Here is a 22,177-nt window from a genome sequence, read left to right on the forward strand (position 1 = left end):
CCATCCGGATCTGCGTTCGATGGCGGCGGTCGCGCCGAGCCGCGCCGTTTCCCGCAGGTCGCTGCCGTTGTTGCGCGGGCTCGTCGGCCCTCTACGGCTGCGCTCCTCTCCCCATGCCACCGAAGCGACCACCGATGCCGGGGTCCGGGTCCGGCTGCACCACCCGCGCCACCCGGTGGCCGGTCCGCTGCCCGCTCTGCTGTGGATTCACGGCGGAGGGTACGTCTTCGGCGTGCCGGAACAGGATGACGCGGTGTGCCGTGGTCTCGCCGAGTCCTTGGGAATAGTCGTCGCCGCGGTGGACTACCGGCTCGCCCCCGAGCATCCGTATCCCGCGGGCCTCGAGGACTGCTACGACGCGATGACCTGGCTCGCGCGGCGCTCCGACATCGACGCGCGACGGGTCGCGATCGGCGGCGCCAGCGCGGGCGGCGGCCTCGCCGCGGCCCTCGCGCTGCTCGCCCGGGACCGCAGGGAGGTCGCACCCGTATTCCAACTACTGGTCTATCCCATGCTCGACGACCGGACGTCGGCCCGGTCCGACCTGGACGACACCCGATGGCGATTGTGGGATCGGCGCAGCAACCACTTCGGCTGGGCCGCCTACCTCGGCGACACCGACCCGGAGATCGCCGTACCGGCACGCCGCACCGACCTCTCCGGCACCGCGCCCGCCTGGATCGGCGTCGGCACCGCCGACTTGTTCCACGACGAGTCCACGGCGTACGCGAAACGCCTGGCCGACGCCGGCGTCCCGTGCACCGTCGAGATCGTCACGGGCGCCTTCCATGGTTTCGACCTGATCCTGCCGAAGGCACCGGTGTCGCGGTCGTTCTTCGCAAGCCAACGCGACGCACTGCGCGCGGCGCTCGTCGACCGGCCCTTTCCGGCGCCGAGCCCGCACAATCCCGCCAGTTAGTCCTGTTCGGGAAATCCACCCTCCAACAGCGAACCTCCCCCAAGCCGACAAACTTCAGCGAGTTGGCCATCGAGAAGGCGCAGGAACCCAAGAAGCTGTTCTGGATCGATGGCGCCACCCACATCGATCTCTACGACAAGGACGAATACGTCCCCACCGTGGTAGACAAACTGGACAGCTACTTCACCGAGTATCTCGTCGGCAACAACTGATCAACGACAGAAAGAGGGCTCAACAACTGTTGAGCCCTCTTTCTACGTCGGATCAGTACCTGGCGAGCAGTCCGCACCGATCCTGCCGTGGCGCGATCACATCGATTCCGGCAGCCAGGTGACGATGCCCGGGAACAAGATGAACGCAATCGCTACCAGGATCATGGCCAGAGCGTAGGGGGCCGCGCCCCGGAACACCTCGACCGTGTCGCGGCGCGCCGCGCGAGCGACGACGAAGACATTCAACCCCAGCGGCGGTGAGATCAAGCCGATTTCGCCCATCAGGACCACGAATACACCGAACCAGATGGCGTCGTACCCAAGGGTCTGCACCAGCGGCAAGACGATCGGCACCGTGATCGCGATGATCGCGATCTGATCCATGAAGAACCCGAGCACGACATACAACAGCAGAATCAGCACCATGATCGCCAAGGCCGGCACCGCGAGGCCGCTCACCCAATCCACCATCGCCGCGGCCGACCGTGTGTGGGCGAAGGCGTGCCCGAACACATGTGCGGCGATCACGATTGCGAAGATCATCGCGCTGGCCTTCACCGACTCGACGACCGACTCCACCAGGCCCGACCAGGTCATCCGGCGCCGGGCCACCACCAGCAGGAACGCAACGAGGCAGCCGATCGCCGCCGACTCCGTCGGTGTCACGATGCCGAGGTAGATCAGCCCGACGACCGCGACGAAGATGAGCACGATCGGCGAGGCCTGCGCCACCTCACGCCCCTTGGTCGACCACGTCGCCCGTTCGCCGCGCGGAACGCTCAAAGGATCACGCAGGATCGGCAAGAACATCGTGATCAGCAGCGCGACGGCGATGATGAGGCCGGGCACGATACCCGCGATGATCATGTCACCGACGTTCGTCTCCGCGGTCACTGCGTAGAACACAAGGATGACACTGGGTGGAATCATGCCGGCCAGAGTTCCGACCGAAGCGACGATTCCGGTCGCGGTGGTCGGCCGGTAGCCTTCCTCGATCATCCGCACACTCGTAGTGCTGGCCAGGGTCGCCGCGGCGGCGGTCGATGAGCCCGACACCGCAGAGAACCCGACACCCGCCATTGTGGAGGCGATTCCGGTACCACCCGGCATCCGTCCGAATATGGCTCTGCCCGCGTTGAACAGCGAATCCATCATCCCCGACATCAGCATGAAATGCGCCATCAGAATGAACAGCGGGATGGCGGTCAGGGAAAGGCTTTGGACCGAACTGAGGGGGATTATTTCCAGCACGCCGAGGGTGGCGCCCGCCGTCGTCTGCAACAGCAAACCGACAATTCCCGAAAACAGGATGGCGAACGATACCGGTACCCGCATGGTAATCAGCAGAACGAGAAGGACAATCATGAACAGTGCGATCATCGGCCGGCTCCGCTTTCTGCTCCGAGCACAACTCGCCCATCTTCTTCTGCCCCGAAATCACCCGGGTCGTAATCGGTAGCTGTTCGGTCCCACGGCGAGAACAGCTCGCGCGCGAGATCGATCACCACGAGAATTACTCCGAGACCTGTCGAAACGGGGACGATCGACCACATCAGCCAACCCGGTATCGGTAACTCGGAGGAGCCGGGTACCGGGCCCTCACTGATCTCGACGGCGAACACGGTTGCCATCAGGCCGGCCCAGCCCAGCGCGCACAGCCCAACCAGGACAACGAGATACGCGAAGATCATCAGCAGCTTCTGCCCTCTCGGCGGCGTACGGTTGAACAGGCTGACCACCGCGATATGGGCGCCGCTTCGATAAGCCGTGACGATTCCGAAGAATGCCGCCGCCGTCAGCAGGTACATCTCGATGAACGACACCGACCAACCCAGCGGTGACTCGAAAAGAGAACGCGCCACCACGTCGGCCAAAGTGATGAGCACCATCGCGACGATGCTCACGCCGGCGATGACCGCGGACACTGCCGAAATCATGTTCTGCACCCGGTCCAGGGTCGGATGCTCAGCGGTGAGGTAGCCGAAGGGAGTGCGTTCGGCTCGACCCCGGCGATCCGGGTGCACGATCGTGGTTGTGTCTTTCATCGCTGCACCTCCGACAGCCGCTGCTCGAGTCCGGTGAGCACCGAACGGGCCGGGATACCAACGGATTCCAGGTCATCGACCCATTCCTGACGGATGCCCGACAACGCCTCGTCCCACTTCTGCCGTCCCTCGGGCGTTATCTCGACGAACTCCACTCCAGCGGCGCGCAGCGTCTCGACAGCCGCGGCCTCAGCCTTGGCCAGTTCCTGGCAGGCGCCGGCCTGCGCGACCGCGGCGCCGTCGGACACGACGCGTCGTTGCGCCTCGTTCAGCTCGCCCCACGCGGCCGAACTCATGGTGAGCCATGCCGTGGTCGCGCCGAGATCAGCTCCCAGAGTGGAATAGCGGATCTCGTCTTGGAGGCTGTAGGACGGGATCACATACTTCGAGGTCATCAGTCCGCCGACCGTTTTGCGGGCGATAGCCTCGTAGAGGTCGCCCGCGGGCAACGACACGGGCGCGGCGCCGAGTCCTCGCAGGACACGATCGCTGACTCCACCGGCAGCGCGAATGACCGTCCCGTGCAGATCTTCCGGAGTTTCGATCCGTTTCTCCGAGGTCATCACTTCCAGACCCGAGATCGTCACGCCCCACAGCGGGTGCAGCCCGCGGCTTTCGAGTTCTTCGGTGTACACCGCACCGCCCGGACGCATCATCGGGGCGATGGCCTCGGTCGCCGCGCAGGGATCAGTGCTCAAGCCGGGCAGATCCCCGATGCCCGACAATGGCAGCTCATTGGCGAGATACGACGGAATAATCGTTCCCAGATCGACTGCCCGGCTGCGCACCAGGGTCGCCATCTCCGACTGTTTCCCGAGCTGGCCCGCTCCGTAATATTCGAGCTTCAAGCCGACAGCAGGCCCGTGCTCCGTAACATAGGCAAGAAACTTATGCATCCCGCCTTTTCCGACCGGGTGTTTCGCCGAAAAACTGTCTGCCATGACCAGGGTGATCGACCCGGGATCCGGCTTCGACGCACTACACCCCGTGACAGCGGCGACAACAATCATCACCGCAGCGGCCACGGCAGCTCTCCAACGGAACGTCAAGTTCAGCCTCCGATTTCATCAGAATTTGACACATCCCGACATATCGGAAAGACAGCTACCTGCACCGCAAAGCAGATGGAGCCACTGATGTGTTACCTATCACAGCAGAGGCTAACCAGACCGCTGAACGAAAACAATTGACGAAACCGAAATTCGAGATTCACTCGACGCGAATCACTGTCGCGAACACGTTACTACCAACATTCCAGATACCCCTGCAGGGATCGGCCGAAGATCCCTCGTAGCGGGCGAATGTCGCGCTGGACCGCTGGTCGCAGCACGCTCCCGCGCGGTGACACGAAGCAGCAGGGAGGACCTGTTCTCAGGCGAAGCGTCGCCCTGGTTATCGCCCGGCTAACGGCGCAGACCGTGCACAGGCCGAAGGTGTCGGCCGGTCGAGTTCCCCCGCGCACAACGTGCGGGCGGTGGTGAAAGGGCACGGTTCAACTCGTGAGCATGGGCGGCGGCCTTCGCTTCGGTCTTGGCACGGGTTTGTCCGTGCGTCGCGGCGGACGCCATGGAAAGTGTTCATTCCGCGCCGCTCCGATTCCACCAGGCCGACCTTGCGGAAGCTGGCCGAGGTCGTGGGAGACGGTGGACTCCCCCGAGCCGACTTCGGCGGCCAGGTAGCCGCCGTTGCGTTCCGCTTGCGGGCGGTGAGCAGCAACAACAGCAGCTTGACCCGGACAGGGTCGGCGATCGCTTTGAGCCGCAGTGCTATCTGGAGGGCGACTCGCCAACTTGCGACCGCCCTTGTCCAGGGGATGCCGCGCAGGTAGCAGAGATTGCTCACACCGTCACCGGCATGCTGAATGCCGACCGACGAAAACCATGTGCGCTCACCACACCAGCGTTCTAGCGTTAGCGCATGGCAATCGCAAAGAAGGGGCGGCGCAAGATCGTGGTGGGCCATCGCGAATTCCTGTGGTGGGTTCGCGCGGACTGGGAGAACTACAACGCGCCCGGCGCTGCCACCCTGACGGTCGCTTCTGACGATCGACGGATTCTGCTCGATTACGTCCTGAACCAGGACGAGGAAGCCCGGCATGTCACCGTGCTGGGTCCAGAGTTTCGCGGAGTGACCCAGAAGGGCCCAGCTCGCCGCTTTCGTTGCCCGATGTTCGGCCTCCCCGACGAGATCCGACCATCAAACGTGGCCGAACTCATCACGTGGTTCACCGATCCTGGACCGCTCCCGGAGCCCACGAACCTGCTGGGACGTACCCTCACGGCTCGACGGACCTGATCACCCTGTCATAGTCGGCAGATGCGAACGTTCGCCGACCACGAGGTCAGCGCCATGTGCGAATGTTTGTCCACGGCGCGATTCGGTTGTGAGAGCAAGGATCTAACATCAGCAACAAGTGAGACACCGGTCTCGATGACGAGAGCTCAGGGAAGCTGACGACAGACCACCAGCACTCGATGAGAGCAAAGATCGAGTTGCTGATCGGCCAGGGTGCCGAAGAGGAACTCGGGCGCCGATATGAAGCCGGGGAGTTCGGGGAGGACTACGACGACGAGCCTTGTGTCTCCACGACGGAGTCGAGCTCCCCGAGCACCTGCCAGCAGACCTACGCGAGCTCTACGCACTCACAGCTCATCCGCAGTTCGGTGACCTACAGTTCAGCAACCATCGCAGCTTTACCCCTCAAAAACTGATCGACGCCTTCGGCAACGTCATCGACGCCGGAAGTACGCTGACCATTGGGCGGGCGGATGAGCAGTCGATAGTGCTCGACCTCGATACCGAAGCGGTGTTCATCTTTGATTTCCTGTACTTCCGTCACGGCTTGGGCACAGGCTTCGTGCTGCGCTGTGACAGCGTCGCGGAGTTCATCGATACTGTCGCGTTGGGTCCGCGGTACCCCTACATACACGGTCCGCACGAAACCTGGAACGAGCCATGGCGGTTGTCTGACCCCTGGTACGCCTACCTTCAGAAGCTAGGCTTCGCCTGAGACCACCCACCCGGCTCGCGTCAAAGGTGGACTGCGAGACGTGAGTCGGGCTGAGCGCGCTCATCGGCATGAGCGCGCAGGGCGGTTTGAGCGGGCTGAGGGGCAGCGCCTCTTGCGAATTGTTCAGGGCCAGAGCAGCTTCGATGCTGCCAACGCGGCGGAATGATAGGTCGGTAGAACAGCTTGGGCAGGGTCTGCCTCGATCAGCTGCTTTCTTGCAACTCTCGCCACAGCTGAGAACTCAGGTAGTCGGACAGTTTCGCCTCCTCCACTCCGACCTCGGTCTCGACGGGATACAGCCAGGACGCTGGATTCGCGGCCGCCTGTTTCGGTGACCGATACAAGTTCGACGACCTTGGACAACGCGGACGCCTCCAGAGCTTGTTGCGCGTAGGTCGGCCGCCAGCCCACATCCGAGACGCATACCAACCCCAACACACAACAAACACACACTTTTGACCGGAATCCATGGAAAATGATGGGAACCGGCCAGCACATCAACTACGCGAACTATGTTGACTACCAATAGCATTGGGTCCCAACGGGTACCTTCGCGCCAACCAGAACCGTCGCCAATGCACTTGGTACAGGAACTGCGCCAAATCCGGATTGTGGTCATAGATCCACTGAATCAATGCCGGTAGCAGCGGATAGGCATCGGTGATGCGGTCTGCGAATCCGGTCACCGCGCTGACGCTTTTGTACAGCTCGAGTGTGTCAGTTTGACCGAGTAGATCTGGCCTGATTCGGCCACCGATCACGGCAGGTGTTGAGCACATACGGTGCGGTTGTGGGCTTCCGTCGACTCATGCGTCAGCAATCAAAGTCACCCAAACGAGCTGGTAGCGACCTTGATAACCGTCCAGTTCGATGGTCCTCAGCGCGTCCGAGCGATCGTGCGCAGGACATCGAACGTCTCCTGCTCGTCCTGCTCGACACCGTGGTCGCTGAGTTTCACGATGACCGTGCCGGTGTCGGGGTCGACGTAGATGTATTGGCCGTACACCCCGAGCGCCGAGAAGTCGCTGCCATCGCCTGGGTGCCACCACTGGGCGGAGTATCCCAACCCGGAAACCTGGTGCGGCGCGGGTTCGCGGATCCGATCGATCCAGTCCGCCGGGATGACCTGCACGCCGTGGGCATTGCCGCCGTCGAGGACCAGCTGTCCGATCTTGGCGAAGTCGCGAGCGGTCGCGTTGATGCAACAGAAGGCCTTCTCCTGCCCCCCGTCGTCATCGAGGTTCCAGGTCGCCGAGTCCTCGGCGCCGACCGGTGCCCAGATCTCGGTCTCGAGGAGTTCGGCGAGCGGCCTGCCCTCGACCCGGGCGACCACCTGCCCGAGGAGTTGGGTGTCGACACTGCGGTATTCGCCCGTACTTCCCGGCGGGAACCGCAGATTCCGGTGCTCACGGACGAAGTCGGAAAGGTCCCGGGTGAGATACATCCGGGCAGTGCCCGTCAGGGGGAAGTATGGGTTGTAGTTCTCGGATACGTCGACGCCCGAGGTCATGTCGAGCAGGTTCCGCACGGTGATCGCGTCGTACTCGCCCCCGGTCGCCAGCTCCGGGAGGAGGTCGACGAGCCGGTCGTCCTCGCCGAGCTTGCCGGCGGCGATCGCCCGGCCCACCATCAGCGACACCACCGACTTGGCCACCGACCAGGACGACAGCCGGGTGGTCGGCTCGACTCCGTCGCGATACCACTGGTTGGTCAGCGCTCCGTCGCGGAGCACGAGAAACGCATTGGTCCTGGTGGTTTCGAGGAACTCCGGCACCGTGATCCGCCCACCCTTCCACGGCACGGAATCGGGCATCGGCTGCGGGTTCACCGGGAGCGGTCGGGGCTCCGGCGCGGCCGCCACCTCGCGGGTCGGATAGAGCTGGCCCTGCTTCGACGGATCCTCGGTCAGGAGCCGGGCCAGCGTCGGCGGCCCGGGAATGTCGAGAACAGCTGTCGCGGTGAATGTTCCGGCGAGCAGGACCGCGATCGCGATCGGCACCGCGATCATCGCCCGAATCTGGCACCGCCGGGCACGAGTGGGTGCCACCATTTGTTCAGTCATTCTGCGTGCTCCTGTCGGATGTCGCGCGCCGAGCCTCGACGGCGGCCCAGAACGCCTCGATGAGGGTGTCGAGCACCGTGTCCGGTCCGACCTCGGCGAGCCGGGGAGCGAGGGCCGCGATCGCCGGGTACTCCCGCGGATCGGCCGCCGCGTACTCGCGCGCCCAGGCCCGCTCGTCGGCATCGCGAACCTTTTTCGGCAGCAGCGCATAACCAGCGCGGAAGCCCGCGTACGCGAGCACGCTGTCGGCGAGCATGCGCTGGTAGCGGACCCGGTCGGGTACCTCGAGACCCAGATCACCAAGAGCCGTCAGCATCATCTCGACCACCGCGAACTCGCCCGGCCCGCGGGTGGTGCGGGAGGCGACGGCGGCACCTACGTACGGATGGGCGGTGAACACGTCGACGACGGCGTGCGCGAGTCGTTCCATCCGACTCTTCGGATCGAGCGCGTCGGGCACCCGGTCGTAGGCCATGGTCAGCAGTCGGTCCCCGACCGCGCGCAGCAACGCGTCCTTGTCGGCGAAGTGCCGCCACACCGCCGACCGGTCGACGCCGAGTTCCTCGCCGAGCGCCCGCCCAGTCAGACCGTCGGAGCGCCCCCGCGCCGCTATCCGCACGGCCGCCTCGACGATCATCTCGGGCGTCAGCCGCACTGCACGGCGCGCACCGTCTACAACCATCGAACCACTCCCAGATCCCGATGCAGCCACTCCGTCACCATTGTTGTCATCAATGATGACACCAGCGATGCGGCGGTGCAACCCCTGGTCACCACGCCGCATTGCGCCGAACACCTGGACACCGAAGGAATCAAACTTGCCACCCAGCTCGGCCGACACCGACGCATAACCGCCCGGACAGGCGCGACACCAGCAGCCACGCCATATCCGTTTGTTTTCGCGAGTACTACCGGAACCCATGCAGCAACGACGAAACCAACTGTGACAGAACATGATCCCGTCGCACGAATGCGCGGGCGCTTGGAGACGTCCCGTGAGTCTGACTCGGTGACAGTGACGGTCCACCGGCCAGGAATCAGCAGGTGTGGGCGAGGTTGGCCAGAGTCGCCACCCCAGCCATCGCGACACCCACCCCATCACCGCTCAAACGGCAGTCGCGCAAGATCTTCAAGGTCTTCATCCGGACGAAAGCATGCTCGACGCCACCGCGGACCTTGTGATGGGACTTGTTGTGTGCCTGTTTCCATTCCGGCAGCTCGACAACAGGTGACCGGCGGTGCGCAATGATCAAGCCGGTGCACTGGTAGCCGCCGTCCGCAATCACCACTGCGTTGCGACAGGCATCGGCCGCACCGGACTCGGTCCAGGCTCGCCAGTCGTTGCGGTTGCCCGACAACGGCACACCGAGCGCGACGACGAGCTCGGTGTCGGCGTCGATAAGGCCCGCGTATCGGAGGCCAGGCTCCACCGCGATCTTGGTGTTCTCAGCGGCCGGCGGTTGCCGCCCACATCGGCCCGAACCAGCCCGACCGCAGCCAGACACCGAATGCCCCGAACTCGCGAGGCGAGTCCGGGGCATTCGTGATTGGGTAATCGGCCGCGCACAGGCTCTGACACAAGCTAAATGGTTGGCGCTTCGCGCGTAGGCATGCCGAGGTGGGCTGCGAAATCGGCGGTACCGGGATCACCCCGGCCGGCTACGGACTGGTCTCGGTCATAGGGCTCACCCCACGTCGCGCTCGGTCGCCGATTGGCAGTCCGGCGGCTGATGAGCGTGGACGCAGGACACCTCGTTCAGTTGGAGCTGGACGCAGACGAGCCAGCCCGGATCTGTACGGGATTGAACACACAGAACCCGAGAAGCGGGCCAGCCCGGGACCATCCCCACCAGCGCGGGGAGCACACCGCCAGGCCCGCGCCGAGCGCCGCGTTCTTGGGCTAGCTACTGTGATAGCAGCATTCCTCGCGGCACTGAACTTCAAGTCGACGGTCTGCACTTCCAGACTTGTTCCCATCCTCAAATAACGCCCAGAACTGACGACACTACTCGATTCACCCGATAGTGATCTTCCCTCAACGGGGTCCCCGGATACAGCTACTCCAAATGACCCGACACACTGGGGAAATTTCCGGCAGTTCGACATTGGTGACGCGTTGGCGCATGCTCGCCCGCCGGGTGTCGTCGTCATCGTGTGGTTGGGCCGCGACGAGAGCCGCGATGGTCTTCTCGCGGTGGCGACGGTCGAACAGTCCCACGATCCAGGTATCGACCGGTGCGATGAGGTGATCCTCGAGCAGGCTGACCGTGCGGGGATGAGTAGCCAGGACCCCACTGCCCCGGGTGAGAGTTTTAGCCCGACACCGATAGAACGGATGTTCACGGATCGTCTCGCCCTGCATCCGGCGGCCACACAGATCGCAACGCACCCGTCCCGCGAGCAGATACCCCGGCACAGTGGCCCGAGTACGTTCAGCTTCGCTCGCGACCATGGGTCAGGATCGCCGCGACCGAACCGGCCTGCCACATCCGAATCCTGCGGAACGCGGGCCAATGGTGTTCGCCGCGCGGTCGCGGCTGGAACGCTCCGTACTCGCCGGAACGGACCATTAGCTCGGATCGAAGCGCGCGAACCAGGCCGCGATGTCCTCCGAATCGAACTCCGGGAACGGAATGCTGGGCCGAAACGCTCTCGGCGCGAACGATTCCGCGAGCCTCCGGTAGGGCTCGGGATCGCCATCCGGCGGGCCGTCGACCTGAATCACCATTGTGCCGCTGGATAATTCGCGAACCAGCAGATCCGGATCGGTCGGCGGGTCGACGGTTCCCGGTGCCAGATAGTTGAGCCAGTAGGCACCGCGAATCCGGTCACCGAGCAGCATCCAGTCCAGCGAGATGTAGGGGATGTCGAGACAGGGATGCTCGCGCCAGATCGCCCGGATCACCTCGAAGGCGGCCGGTTCGCCCGCACCCGTCGCGGCGAGGAACGCGGGCGACACATAGCCGGTGGACAGCGGCAGGCGGTCGGCGACCTCGTCGTGGAAGCGAGCGAAGCGCTCCAGCCCGAGACGTTCCACCGTCTCCGAGGCGTAGGTGAGCAACAACAGGCTGGTCGCTTCCGGCCCCGCGATCGGGTCATCGGCACCGAAACCCATGTAGCGCAACCGATGTCCGCTGACACCGTTCTCGCGATCCATGAGATACAAGCCGACGGATTCACCACTCGGCTTCGCGACGTACGCGAGCCGTTCCACGATCTCCATATCCGTCAGCGCGACCGAATAGCCCTCCTCGTCGATGGTCAGCCGCAGGTCCGGACTGTCGACCAGGCGCAGATACTCCGCGACGCTCTCCGCCACCGCCACGCGATGCCGGTCACAGGAGCCGGGCAGGTAGAAGACGGCGACCCAGCCGTCACGCAGTACCGGCACGCCGATCTCGACGTGCGCACGGAGACGGGGCGGGAATTCCGGCACGGACGGATACTGCCACGACGACCCCGAAGTTTGTCCGGCGACGCCGCCCGTGGCATCGCTCTCAACCAGATCGAAGAAACACCGACGACCGAGTCGAACACCCTGTCGTCTTCATCCACGGCCTATGGCTGCACGCCTCCAACTGGCAACCGTGGATCGAGCACTTCAGCGCCGCTGGTTACGCCCCGTCGCGCCCGGCTGGCCCGGCGAACCCGATACGGTAGCCTGCGCCCGCACCGACACCGCCGCCGGCCGGGGCATCGAAGACGTCACCGCCCACTACCGCACCATCATCGCGCCGACGACCCTTGGCGCGACGACCTCAGCCCCGAATGGACCAGATTCCCCATCGCCTGCCTGCACCACGCCAAGACCACGGGGCTGTGGACGCTCTACTGGCGCGACCGCCACCTGAAATTCCATCGATACCAGGCCCTGGCACCCAGCCCGCACGTCCAGGGCCTCCTCGACTACCTCGACGAACAAGCCGATCCCATCTCCTGGGGATAACCACCAGCTACGCTGCTGATGCGCTGACCGACTGAGACCAAGACCGTTTTAACGAACGGCCCGTCGTGACCGCACCCGCCTTGGTCCGACGCTCCCGGCCTAGGCACCGTGCGGCTGCAGGAAACGCAGGGCTACCGTCTGGCCCGCGGCGGTGCGCTCGCGTGTGATCACCAAGACACCGGGCCCGACCACGACGTCGAGGCGTTCGCCTTGTTCATGCGTAACGCCCGCGTGGTCGCCGTCGGTCGTCATGTTGAGCGGCGGGTAGGCGAGGGCAAGGACCAGCGTTCCACTCGGCACATCGACGAGCCCCATCGGAAGGGTTTCGGTACGTGGCTCGTGTTCGAGGCCGTCCTCCGGAATCGGGCGGATACCCGGCTCGGCCGGTGGCGAGATCCACAGAGTTCCGTCCTCGCTGCGACGCACCTCGTGGCGGCCGTCACCGTGGGCTTCCTCGACGTAGACGCGCAATCCGTCGAGCACCAATTGCGCGCTGCCCTCAGCGGCGAGCTCGTCGCCGTGGACATCCCAGCCACCGAACCGCGCCCCCGCATCACACAGCACCAGGAAAAGCCCGTCATGCACGGGATTTCGGATCGATCCAAGGTAGTTCACGATGGTTCAGGCTACTGCGGGGATCGTTCGGCGATGGCCTCCGGCTCACCCTGCGAAGCGGCGGTGGCGCTGGGTGGGTGCGGGATGTGGTTCATGCTGTCGGTGCCGATTGAATACTGATCGGATTCGGGGCCGATGCAGACCAGGTTGAGCAGCCGACGCTTAGCACCACCGAGCCGCCCGAGTTCCGCGGCGGCCAGGGCGCTCCACTTCACCCGCGCGATGCAGGGCTACCTGTCGTCGGTTCTCGAACAGGTCATCTCCAAAGAAGAGACGTGAATCCGCAGGTAGACCACTTCTCAGGACGATGTTGAGCACGTTCGTTTTGTGACCGTTTTTGTGACCGTTTTGAGGGTGATGAGCCGGAATCCCGGGTGATCTCCGGTGAAGACAGCGGCCCCGCGCCGGATTTCTCCGGGGCGGGGCCGCAAGCGAAAAGTACTGCTATGAGCTACTTTTCACACATTCGACAGCACTACTTCTGCGCGGCCTTGTACTCGCGACGACGGCGGTGCAGGATCGGCTCGGTGTAGCCGTTGGGCTGCTTGGTGCCTTCGAGGACCAGTTCCTTGGCGGCCTGGAAGGCGATGCTGGCGTCGAAGTTCGGGGCCATCGGGGTGTAGGCCTTGTCGCCGGCGTTCTGGCGGTCGACGACAGGGGCCATGCGCTCGAGGCTGGCGATCACGTCGGCCTCGGAGACGATGCCGTGGCGCAGCCAGTTGGCGACCAGCTGGCTCGAGATGCGCAGGGTGGCACGGTCTTCCATCAGGCCGATGTCGTTGATGTCGGGCACCTTGGAGCAGCCGACACCGTGGTCGATCCAGCGGACGACGTAGCCCAGGATGCCCTGGGAGTTGTTGTCCAGCTCCTGGCGCTTCTCCTCGTCGGACCAGTCGGTGGACTGGGCCAGCGGGATCTCCAGGATCTGGTCGACGGTGGCGCGCGGGCCACCCTTGGCGATCTCGGACTGCCGCTTGAACACGTCCACCAGGTGGTAGTGGGTGGCGTGCAGGGTGGCGGCGGTCGGCGAGGGCACCCACGCGGTGTTGGCGCCCGACTTCGGGTGCACGATCTTCTGCTCGAGCATGCCCGCCATCAGGTCGGGCATGGCCCACATGCCCTTGCCGATCTGGGCCTTGCCGGGCAGGCCCTTGGCCAGGCCGGTGTCGACGTTCCAGTCCTCGTAGGAGGCGATCCAGGTCTGGGCCTTCATCTCGGCCTTGCGGACCATCGGCCCGGCCTCCATGGAGGTGTGGATCTCGTCGCCGGTGCGGTCCAGGAAGCCGGTGTTGATGAACACCACGCGCTCCTTGGCGGCCTCGATCGACGCGGCGAGGTTGACCGTGGTGCGGCGCTCCTCGTCCATGATGCCGACCTTGAGGGTGTTGCGGGTCAGGCCGAGGACGTCCTCGATCCGGCCGAACAGCTCGTTGGTGAACGCGGCCTCGTCGGGGCCGTGCATCTTCGGCTTCACGATGTAGACCGAGCCGGTGCGGGTGTTGGCCAGCTTCGCGGTGCCGTTGAGCGAGTGCACGGCGATCAGCGAGGTGATCAGGCCGTCCATGATGCCCTCGGGGACCTCGTTGCCCTCGGCGTCGATGATCGCGTCGGAGGTCATCAGGTGGCCCACGTTGCGCACGAACAGCAGCGAGCGGCCGTGCAGCACCAGCTCGGAGCCGTCGAGCGCGGTGTAGACGCGGTCGGGGTTCATGGTGCGGGTAAAGGTCTTGCCGTTCTTGGTGACCTCTTCGGCCAGGTCGCCCTTGTTCAGGCCGAGCCAGTTGCGGTAACAGACGACCTTGTCCTCGGCGTCGACCGCGGCGACCGAATCCTCGAAGTCCATGATCGTGGTGAGCGCGGACTCGAGCACGATGTCCTTGACACCGGCGGTGTCGGTCGAGCCGATCGGCGAGTTCGCATCGATCTGGATCTCGATGTGCAGGCCGTTGTGCTTGAGCAACACCGAGGTCGGGGCCTCGGGGTCGCCCAGGTAGCCGACGAGCTGCGACGGGTCGGCCAGGCCGATGTCGGTGCCGTCTTCCAGGCCGATCTCGAGCTCGCCGTCGACGATCTTGTAGTACGACGAACCGATGTGCGAGCCGGTGATCAGGGTGACGGCGTCGTCGAGGAAGTTACGGCCCCACTCGATGACCTTGTCGCCGCGCACGCGGTTGTAGCCGGTGCCCTTCTCGGCGCCGTTGGCCTCGGAGATGGCGTCGGTGCCGTAGAGCGCGTCGTAGAGCGAACCCCAGCGCGCGTTGGCGGCGTTGATCGCGAAGCGCGCGTTCATCACCGGCACCACGAGCTGCGGGCCCGCGGTGGTGGCGATCTCGGCGTCGACGTTGCCGGTGCCGATCTGGAACGGGGCGGGCTCGGGGCGCAGGTAACCGATCTCGGTCAGGAACTGCTTGTAGGCGCCCTTGTCGTAGCCGGCGCCGGGGCTCTCCTGGTGCCAGGCGTCGAGCTTGCCCTGGATCTCGTCGCGTTCGGCCAGCAGGGCGCGGTTGCGCGGGGCGAGGTCGTTGATGACCTGCTCGGCTCCGGCCCAGAACGCGGCGGAATCTACGCCGGTACCGGGGAGCGCCTCGTTCTCGATGAAATCGTGGAGAACGCTGGCCACCTGGAGCCCGCCGACCTGAATCCGCTCTGTCATCTACTGCCTCACTTTTGAGAAAGCCGGGTGGGAAAAGTCGATGTCATGTTACCCGTGGGTAGTGGTGACACCTCGTGTGGGTTCGAACGCCGTGGAACCGCCGTCCATTCCGCCACGCCGAGACGCCGAGGTCGACGCGTGGGCGTGGCGGCCCACCCCTTGATTGTAGGCACCCGGAGAATTAATGTACTGACCGGAACATTTCTCGGCGGCTCGTCCCAGGTCGCCCGGCGGAGTGGAGGCACGGTGGACGGCGCGCGACCCGGCGAACCCGTCGCCCCGGTCCGCCGCCGTGGCCGCCCACCGGCCACCGATCGTGGCGCGGCCGACACCCGCGACCGCATCCGGGCCGCCGCGCTGGACCTGTTCGCCGAGCGCGGCTTCCACGGCACCGGCGTCGCCGAGATCGGTGCCAGGGCCGATGTCCAGCGCGGCGCGCTGTACTACCACATCGGCTCCAAGGAAGAGCTGCTGTGGGAGATCCTCGCCGACTACACCCGCCTGCTGCTCGCCGACGCCGAGCGCCTCGCCGACGCGAGCACCGACCCGGTCGAGACAGTGCGCCTGCTCATCCGCAGTCACGTGGAGCTGATCGTCACCCATCGCCGGGCGGTCGCGGTGCACCTGCGCGACGCCGGCGCGCTCACCGGCGAACGCGCCGTCGAGCTGCAGCGGCTGCGTGATCGCCTCCAGCACCGCTGGCAGGAGGTGATCGACGCGGGGCACGCCACCGGGCGGCTGCGCACCGCCGATCACGTCGTCACCAACGGCCTGCTCGGCATGCTGAACTCGCTCGGCTTCTGGTATCGCGAACGCGGTGCGCACTCCCCCGCCGAGATCGCCGACATCCTCACCGACACCATCCTGTCCGGGCTCAGCGCCACGGACACCGATCCGAAAGGCTGATCATGGCGTGGGATTTCGAGACCGACCCGGAGTACCAGCGCAAGCTCGACTGGGTCGCGGAGTTCGTCCGCACCGAGGTCGAGCCCCTGGATCTGCTCTACCCCAACCCCTACGACCGGACCAACCCCGAGATCCGCGCGCTGATGCGGCCGCTGCAGCAGCAGGTCAAGGACCAGGGCCTGTGGGCCTGCCACCTCGGCCCCGAACTGGGTGGTCCCGGGTACGGTCAGCTCTCGCTGGCCCTGCTCAACGAGGTACTCGGCACGTCGATGTGGGCGCCGCTCGTCTTCGGTTGTCAGGCACCGGATTCCGGCAACGCCGAGATCCTGGCGCACTTCGGCACCGCGGAGCAGAAGGCGAAGTACCTCCAGCCGCTGCTCGACGGCGAGATCGGCTCCTGCTACGTGATGACCGAGCCCACCGGCGGCTCGGACCCCACCGCCTTCCACACCACCGCGGTCCGCGACGGTGACGAGTGGGTCATCAACGGCGAGAAGTGGTTCAACTCCGCCGCCGAGTTCGCCACCTTCCACATCGTGATGGTGGTGACCGATCCCGACGCCGAACCGCATCTGCGACTGTCGATGTTCATCGTCCCGGCCGACGCCCCCGGCCTCGAACTGGTGCGCAATTTCACCGTGCCCGGCTTCAGCGAACACGAGGGGCACCTGCGGTTCACCGACGTCCGGGTACCCGCCGATCATCTGCTCGGCGCGGAGGGCGCCGGTTTCGTCGTCGCGCAGACTCGCCTCGGCGGCGGCCGCGTGCACCACGCGATGCGCACGGTCGCGTTGGTCCGCAAGGCCTTCGACATGATGTGCGAGCGCGCGGTCTCGCGCCCGGCCCGCAAGGGGGTGCTCGGCGGCTTCCAGATGACCCAGGAGCGCATCGCCGACAGCTGGATCCAGATGGAGCAGTTCCGCCTGCTCGTGCTGCGCACGGCCTGGCGCATCGACCAGGCCCAGGACTACCGCGCGGTCCGCAAGGACATCGCCGCCATCAAGGTGGCCATGCCGACGGTCATGAACGACATCGCCCGCCGCGCACTGCATCTGCACGGCGCCCTCGGGGTCAGCACCGACCTCCCGTTCCTCGACATGACCACCTACGCCGAGGTGATGGCGATCGCCGACGGGCCGACCGAGGTCCACAAGATCACCCTCGCGAAGGAAGTCCTGAAGCAGTACTCGCCCGCGGATCCGGTGTACCCCACCGGTTTCCGGCCCACGCTCCGCGAGGAGGCCCGCGACCTCGTGGCCCGCAGGCTCGAACGAGAGGTCGGCAACCTCTGATCGGGAGGACGAGGGTCGGCTCGCGAACCCTCGTCGTCCGCAACCGTCAAGGAGCAGTCGCCAGCCCGGCCCACCAGTTGTCCATCGCGCGCATCACCATTTTGCAGCCGGCCAGGAAGTGCCTGCCATCATTCTCGGCACGAAGCCGGCCACCGACGACCTGGCGTAGTCCCATCTCGTGCTGGGGTTCGAAACCGCAGATGTGGGATTCCAGGAACTTGTGGATCAACCCGTCGGGTCGAACTACGAGATTTCCAGAAAGCCTGGCATATTCGCCGATCAGCGTTCGGACGATCTTCAGCTCCTCCACCGCGGTGGCCTCGATGGAGTAAACGGCGCCCGCCACGACGAACGGACGGTGGTCGGACATCGCGCGTGTCAACGCCCCCAGAAAGGTCTCGGTGACCGGCCATCGTACCGCCGCCGACACTGCGATCCCGAGTTCGTCCTCGAGTCCTCGCTTGAACATCGTGAAGTGCTCACGATCCGGATGACCGTCACCAAGTTCCTCCGCGATATTGCGCTCCAGTTCCGTCGCGGCCTCCGGCCAACAACTCAGGTTCTCCTTCGCGGTGGACAGTATTCCGACGATCGCTTTGGTCAGAAACGTGTATTGAGCGATCATCCAGCCCAGTTGGGCCGGGGACAACGTGGCCGCGGCTTTGATCGCAGGGTTGCGAGCGGGGTCGACAGCTATGTGGTCGTAGTGGATGACAACCCTGGCCCGTGTGAAGTAGTCCTGTTCGGTCATTGCTGTTCTTCCCTCCGTGTCCGGCGTTGGAAACGCCGTGATACCAGTGCGTTCTTCAGGTTTCGGGCCGTCCGTGGGTTCGCGTGGACGAACAGCACCTCGACTGTCGACACGGCCGCGATCACTGCCAGTGCCAGACCCGGCGTCGCCCAAACGTCGCTGATGAACGCGCTCAACAGCCCGGTCGTCCAGGGCAGTGCCGGTGCCAGTCGAACAATCGATGGCACCGGGACGTATTCCACTGCCTCACGGGTTGTTTCGCTTACCTCTGTGTTGCGCTCCATGGGTCACCTTGCTCGTCTGGGGCTGATTGCCCGGCCGTCTCGAGGATGACATTCAGAGGGTCGCGATAAGGGCATGTGGAACGGATCTACGCTGGCCGTGACCGCGCTGCACGCGATGCGTGCAGCGCGGCGTCACAACGTCGACACGCGCAGTTCTCCGGCGATACCCTCGAACCCTGTGTGACACAGCAGACGCAGAAGCACTTATGCCAGAAAGGCCAGCGGCGTGAGTAATAGTGAGCACAACAGTTCGTGTGGACGCCGAGTGGCCCGGGCGGCCACAGCGTCGGGAAGTTCGGCCTATGAAGCCGCGCTCGCAGTCCACCGGCACTGCGGTGTTTCGCTTCTACGAGCCCACCGCACAGCGCAGGGCTACACGTTGGTCGAGGTTGTCGGGTTGCTGAAAGACATTCTGCAAACCGACGGATCGGGCCTTGCCCATCAGCGGCTGTCGCAGTGGGAGAACGGCATGGACACCCCGACCCCACGCTATTTGGACGCGCTGTGCCAGCTGTATCGCACCAGACCAGACCGGCTCGGTTTCGGTCACGATTACTCGGACCCAGAGCCGGGCCCGACACCCCGATTCGAGGAGATAGTGGAGCGACGCCATTTTCTGAGCTCCGCGGCGGCCGGCGCCGTGTTCCTGTCCTTGCCCGTCTCGACAGCCGGGCAGCCGACCAGTGATCACCGTGTGTCAGCGAACAGGAAGCCATCTACGGCATATCTCGACCTGCTCGAAGAGCTCACCGAGGAAAGCGGATTCGCGCTTTACACCGCACCGCCTGAGGAGTACATCCCCGCGCGCATGATCGACTTGGCCCGCATCCAAGCCTGTCTGCTTACCAGTTCCGCCGCAGATGTTCAGCGTCGGCTGCACCGAACCTTCGCCAAGAATGCCGGTTTCATCGCTATCCGCCTCAATGATGTTGCTGGAGTGGATGACACGTTCGAATGGTTCAGCGTCGCGCGTCGCGCCGCCCGCCGAGCCGGCGACATCGAGGTCGAGGCATGGATCGCTGGGCACATTTGCGACGCGTGCGCCTGCTATGGCCATTCGTTCAAGTCAGGACTCGCGGCCGCGCGCCTAGCTCAATCGTGTGGGGGCAATGGTCACGCGAATGCCCCGGCTGTCTTCGGCTATCTGGCGGAGGCGGGCGTCCAGGCTCGGATGGGTCGACGGCGCGAGACCTTGGACGCAGTCCGAAATGCCGATCGGATGTTCGCGGCTCTCCCCGACACAGAGACGGTGGCCGATGGTCTTCACGTCACGGAATACTTCCTGCGCTGGCACCAGTCCAATGCACTGACGATGATCGGCATGAAGAGTCAAGCCGATCCACTGCGGACACGAGCGCTCGAACTGCCGTTCAGTCGCCAAGACCAGGTCGGAGAGGCCCTTTTACAGCTGGACCAGGCCGCCTTGTGCCTAGGCGCCAAAGACCTCGAGCAAGGCTGCCGGACGATCACCGACATGTGGGATCGCTTGCCGGCAGGGTTTCGTACCGGGCAGATCCCGCGGCGCGCCCTCCAGGTACTCGACGGCGTCCCACCCGCGTATTCGGAATGCCGGGAGGTGCGCGCGACCCGGGAACTGATCGGATCCGACACCACCGTGCCGAGCGCACGCACTGCAAGCCGCTCATGGTCGCCGAAGCCTTGACGAAATATGCACAACACTCCTCGCCAACCGCGCCGGACAACCAGTACTCGGCGCACAGCCCTCATTCCACGCGGCGCACGGTGGTGGTCGCGGCGGTGATCGGTGTTCCGGACGAGTTCCGAGGGTGTAGCTCAGCGACGTGCCGACCGTCCCGGTCGACGAGGGTCGAGTGCCGTTCACCGTCGGCGAAGGCGTGCCGTTCACCCCACTGACGCAGCGCGACGATCGTCGTGAACAGGTCCCGCCCGGCGGCGGTGAGTTCGTAGACGTGCCGCTTGCCGCTCGGGGTGGCACTGGTGGTGAGGATGCCGTCGTCGACGAGCCTGCGCAGCCGGTCGGCGAGGATGTTGCGGGCGATCCCGAGCCGCTGCCGGAACTCGGTGAACGAGCCGGGGCCGTCCATGGCGTCACGGACGATGAGCAGACTCCAGCGATCGCCCACCAGGTCGACGGTGCGCGCGACCGGGCAGGTGGGGTCGGTCCACGCGCGATCGCGGCCGGACGTCGGCGTCATCTGTCACCTTTCCGCATTGGGTTGCGTTTCGAAACCATTATTCCCTATCGTGAATTGGTTGCATTTTGCTACCGATTGGAGAGTGATGGTCACCGGAATCGCGCGCCCACAGCGCTTGCTCCTGGCCGCGGTGTGCGCCGTGGCGGTGGCGACGATCTACGCGATCCAGCCGGTGCTGGGCGCGGCGGGCGCGCAGCTGGGGTTGCCGGCCGAGTCGGTGGGGTTGCTGGTCGCGGCCGGGCAGATCGGCTACTTCGCCGGGCTGATCCTGCTGGTGCCGCTGGGGGATCTGGTGAACCGGCGGGGGCTGATCGGCGGGCTGCTGGCGCTCACCGGCGTCGGAGCGGCGATCACGGCCGCCGCGCCGAACGGTGTCGTCGCGATGGCGGGGCTCGCCGTCGCCGGGGTGTTCGCGGTCGTCGTGCAGGTGACGGTCGCCTACGCGGCCGCGGTGTCCGAGCCCGGCGAACGCGGCCGCGTCATCGGCGCCGTCACGTCGGGGGTGGTCGTCGGCATTCTGGGTGCCCGAGTGGTCGCGGGCGTCTTCGGCGACACGCTGGGCTGGCGCGCGGTCTTCGTCCTGCTGGCCGCGTCGTGCGCGACGCTCGCCGTCGTCACCCGGGCGGTTCTGCGCCCGGACACCCGGACGCCCGGCGCGCGCTACGCGCAGATCCTGGGGTCGATGGGACGTCTCGTGGTCACCGATCGCCTGTTCCGGAGCCGGGGCCTGATCGCCTTCTTCCTCTTCGCGTCCTTCGGCACGCTCTGGAGCGGCCTCGCCCTGCCCCTCGGTGCCGCGCCGTGGTCGCTCGGTACCACCGAGATCGGGCTGTTCGGCGTCGTCGGTCTCGCGGGTGCGCTCGGTGCGACCCGGGCGGGCAGGTGGGCCGATGCCGGTCACGCGCAGGCGATCACTGGGTGGTCACTGCTGGTCCTGGCCGGGTCCTGGCTGCTCATCGCCCCGATGGGGCCGACCCTGCTCCCGCTCGTGGCCGGCATCGTCGTGCTCGACTTCGCCGTCCAAGCCGCGCATGTCTCCAGTCAGCACCTGCTGACCACCGCGCACCCGGACCGCACCGGCAGTGTCCTCGGCGCCTACATGACGTTCTATTCCGCCGGCTCCGCGCTGGGCGCGGTCACCACCGCCTGGGCGTACACCGCGTGGGGATGGTGGGCCGCGTGCGGGTTCGGCGCGGGCTACGCCCTGTGCGGTTTCGCCGTCTGGGGACTGGCCCAGCTCCGTCTCGGCGAGCGAGCGGAATCCGTTCCGGTGCAGCGGGTTCCGTGCCCGCAGACATGATCGAC

At 65.5% G+C, this 22,177-nt stretch carries 23 protein-coding genes and 1 pseudogene; 9 read left to right on the forward strand and 15 right to left on the reverse strand.

Annotated elements, in window-relative coordinates; translation table 11 throughout:
• The first annotated feature begins 19 nt into the window (after positions 1-19).
• Together AB0H54_RS32285 and AB0H54_RS32290 are read left to right on the forward strand one after the other, a co-directional pair.
• Entirely contained in the window at positions 20-919 is a 900-nt protein-coding gene (locus AB0H54_RS32285; protein WP_357350770.1) for an alpha/beta hydrolase, read from the forward strand.
• Between the two features lie 62 nt (positions 920-981).
• The gene (locus AB0H54_RS32290) at positions 982-1,131 is read left to right on the forward strand and encodes an alpha/beta hydrolase (RefSeq protein ID WP_357350652.1); all 150 of its coding nucleotides are present in this window, start codon (positions 982-984) and stop codon (positions 1,129-1,131) included.
• A 96-nt stretch (positions 1,132-1,227) separates the two neighbouring features.
• Here the strand turns inward: AB0H54_RS32290 and AB0H54_RS32295 are convergent, their stop codons facing one another.
• The 4 genes and pseudogenes from AB0H54_RS32295 to AB0H54_RS32310 form a co-directional block, all read right to left on the reverse strand.
• Positions 1,228-2,511: a TRAP transporter large permease gene (locus tag AB0H54_RS32295; RefSeq protein WP_357350654.1), complete on the reverse strand. Its 1,284-nt coding sequence runs from the start codon at positions 2,509-2,511 to the stop codon at positions 1,228-1,230.
• The gene (locus AB0H54_RS32300) at positions 2,508-3,176 is read right to left on the reverse strand and encodes a TRAP transporter small permease (protein ID WP_357350656.1); all 669 of its coding nucleotides are present in this window, start codon (positions 3,174-3,176) and stop codon (positions 2,508-2,510) included. The genes AB0H54_RS32295 and AB0H54_RS32300 overlap by 4 nt, the downstream gene beginning before the upstream one ends.
• The gene (gene dctP, locus AB0H54_RS32305) at positions 3,173-4,201 is read right to left on the reverse strand and encodes a TRAP transporter substrate-binding protein DctP (RefSeq protein WP_357350658.1); all 1,029 of its coding nucleotides are present in this window, start codon (positions 4,199-4,201) and stop codon (positions 3,173-3,175) included. The genes AB0H54_RS32300 and dctP overlap by 4 nt, the downstream gene beginning before the upstream one ends.
• Before the next feature lie 523 nt (positions 4,202-4,724).
• Positions 4,725-4,955: pseudogene (locus AB0H54_RS32310) on the reverse strand (ArsR family transcriptional regulator); the annotation flags it as partial.
• 138 nt (positions 4,956-5,093) lie between these two features.
• On the opposite strand from AB0H54_RS32310, the gene AB0H54_RS32315 reads away from it, so the two are divergent.
• Both AB0H54_RS32315 and AB0H54_RS32320 read left to right on the forward strand, forming a co-directional pair.
• Entirely contained in the window at positions 5,094-5,471 is a 378-nt protein-coding gene (locus AB0H54_RS32315; protein WP_357350660.1) for a hypothetical protein, read from the forward strand.
• A 280-nt stretch (positions 5,472-5,751) separates the two neighbouring features.
• Positions 5,752-6,186, forward strand: coding sequence for a hypothetical protein (locus AB0H54_RS32320; RefSeq protein WP_357350662.1), 435 nt, complete (start codon positions 5,752-5,754; stop codon positions 6,184-6,186).
• Between the two features lie 877 nt (positions 6,187-7,063).
• Here the strand turns inward: AB0H54_RS32320 and AB0H54_RS32325 are convergent.
• The 5 genes from AB0H54_RS32325 to AB0H54_RS32345 all read right to left on the reverse strand — a co-directional run bounded on the left by AB0H54_RS32325 (position 7,064) and on the right by AB0H54_RS32345 (position 11,684).
• On the reverse strand, positions 7,064-8,194 hold the full coding sequence (locus AB0H54_RS32325) for a serine hydrolase (protein ID WP_357350664.1): 1,131 nt from the start codon (positions 8,192-8,194) through the stop codon (positions 7,064-7,066).
• A gap of 46 nt (positions 8,195-8,240) precedes the next feature.
• Positions 8,241-9,089 (reverse strand): helix-turn-helix domain-containing protein, encoded by an 849-nt coding sequence (locus AB0H54_RS32330; RefSeq protein WP_357350666.1) that lies wholly within the window; start codon positions 9,087-9,089, stop codon positions 8,241-8,243.
• Positions 9,090-9,285: 196 nt separating this feature from the next.
• Entirely contained in the window at positions 9,286-9,789 is a 504-nt protein-coding gene (locus AB0H54_RS32335) for a transposase (protein ID WP_357350668.1), read from the reverse strand.
• Positions 9,790-10,283: 494 nt separating this feature from the next.
• Positions 10,284-10,700, reverse strand: coding sequence for a zinc ribbon domain-containing protein (locus AB0H54_RS32340; RefSeq protein ID WP_357350670.1), 417 nt, complete (start codon positions 10,698-10,700; stop codon positions 10,284-10,286).
• Positions 10,701-10,817: 117 nt separating this feature from the next.
• Entirely contained in the window at positions 10,818-11,684 is an 867-nt protein-coding gene (locus tag AB0H54_RS32345) for a type VI immunity family protein (protein ID WP_357350672.1), read from the reverse strand.
• Between AB0H54_RS32345 and AB0H54_RS32350 the strand changes: the two genes are divergently transcribed.
• A complete protein-coding gene (locus tag AB0H54_RS32350) occupies positions 11,577-12,194 on the forward strand; it encodes a DUF3024 domain-containing protein (protein WP_357350674.1) in 618 nt (205 codons plus the stop codon). The genes AB0H54_RS32345 and AB0H54_RS32350 overlap by 108 nt on opposite strands.
• Positions 12,195-12,293: 99 nt before the next feature.
• On the opposite strand, the gene AB0H54_RS32355 is transcribed toward AB0H54_RS32350, so the two are convergent.
• The 3 genes from AB0H54_RS32355 to AB0H54_RS32365 all read right to left on the reverse strand — a co-directional run bounded on the left by AB0H54_RS32355 (position 12,294) and on the right by AB0H54_RS32365 (position 15,462).
• Positions 12,294-12,809 (reverse strand): hypothetical protein, encoded by a 516-nt coding sequence (locus AB0H54_RS32355; protein ID WP_357350676.1) that lies wholly within the window; start codon positions 12,807-12,809, stop codon positions 12,294-12,296.
• Between the two features lie 11 nt (positions 12,810-12,820).
• A complete protein-coding gene (locus AB0H54_RS32360; protein ID WP_357350678.1) occupies positions 12,821-13,024 on the reverse strand; it encodes a hypothetical protein in 204 nt (67 codons plus the stop codon).
• 260 nt (positions 13,025-13,284) lie between these two features.
• Positions 13,285-15,462, reverse strand: a complete 2,178-nt coding sequence (locus tag AB0H54_RS32365; RefSeq protein ID WP_357350680.1) for a malate synthase G — start codon at positions 15,460-15,462, stop codon at positions 13,285-13,287.
• Positions 15,463-15,708: 246 nt separating this feature from the next.
• Between AB0H54_RS32365 and AB0H54_RS32370 the strand changes: the two genes are divergently transcribed.
• Together AB0H54_RS32370 and AB0H54_RS32375 are read left to right on the forward strand one after the other, a co-directional pair.
• Positions 15,709-16,368 carry a TetR/AcrR family transcriptional regulator gene (locus AB0H54_RS32370; protein ID WP_357350682.1) on the forward strand — a complete coding sequence of 220 codons (660 nt, stop codon included), beginning with the start codon at positions 15,709-15,711 and terminating at the stop codon, positions 16,366-16,368.
• Positions 16,369-16,370: 2 nt separating this feature from the next.
• Positions 16,371-17,660, forward strand: a complete 1,290-nt coding sequence (locus AB0H54_RS32375) for an acyl-CoA dehydrogenase family protein (protein WP_357350684.1) — start codon at positions 16,371-16,373, stop codon at positions 17,658-17,660.
• A gap of 46 nt (positions 17,661-17,706) precedes the next feature.
• On the opposite strand, the gene AB0H54_RS32380 is transcribed toward AB0H54_RS32375, so the two are convergent.
• The gene (locus AB0H54_RS32380; RefSeq protein WP_357350686.1) at positions 17,707-18,411 is read right to left on the reverse strand and encodes a DUF3865 domain-containing protein; all 705 of its coding nucleotides are present in this window, start codon (positions 18,409-18,411) and stop codon (positions 17,707-17,709) included.
• Complete coding sequence (locus tag AB0H54_RS32385; RefSeq protein WP_357350688.1) at positions 18,408-18,695, reverse strand: hypothetical protein; 288 nt, start codon at positions 18,693-18,695, stop codon at positions 18,408-18,410. Before AB0H54_RS32385 ends, AB0H54_RS32380 begins: the two co-directional genes overlap by 4 nt.
• 379 nt (positions 18,696-19,074) lie before the next feature.
• On the opposite strand from AB0H54_RS32385, the gene AB0H54_RS32390 reads away from it, so the two are divergent.
• Positions 19,075-20,358, forward strand: a complete 1,284-nt coding sequence (locus AB0H54_RS32390; protein ID WP_357350690.1) for a helix-turn-helix transcriptional regulator — start codon at positions 19,075-19,077, stop codon at positions 20,356-20,358.
• 61 nt (positions 20,359-20,419) lie between these two features.
• Here the strand turns inward: AB0H54_RS32390 and AB0H54_RS32395 are convergent, their stop codons facing one another.
• Positions 20,420-20,872, reverse strand: coding sequence for a helix-turn-helix domain-containing protein (locus AB0H54_RS32395; protein ID WP_357350692.1), 453 nt, complete (start codon positions 20,870-20,872; stop codon positions 20,420-20,422).
• An 85-nt stretch (positions 20,873-20,957) separates the two neighbouring features.
• On the opposite strand from AB0H54_RS32395, the gene AB0H54_RS32400 reads away from it, so the two are divergent.
• A complete protein-coding gene (locus tag AB0H54_RS32400; protein WP_357350694.1) occupies positions 20,958-22,172 on the forward strand; it encodes an MFS transporter in 1,215 nt (404 codons plus the stop codon).
• Positions 22,173-22,177: the final 5 nt, after the last annotated feature.

It is taken from the genome of Nocardia sp. NPDC050718 (assembly GCF_040654235.1).
In the GTDB taxonomy this organism is placed as follows: Bacteria; Actinomycetota; Actinomycetes; order Mycobacteriales; family Mycobacteriaceae; genus Nocardia.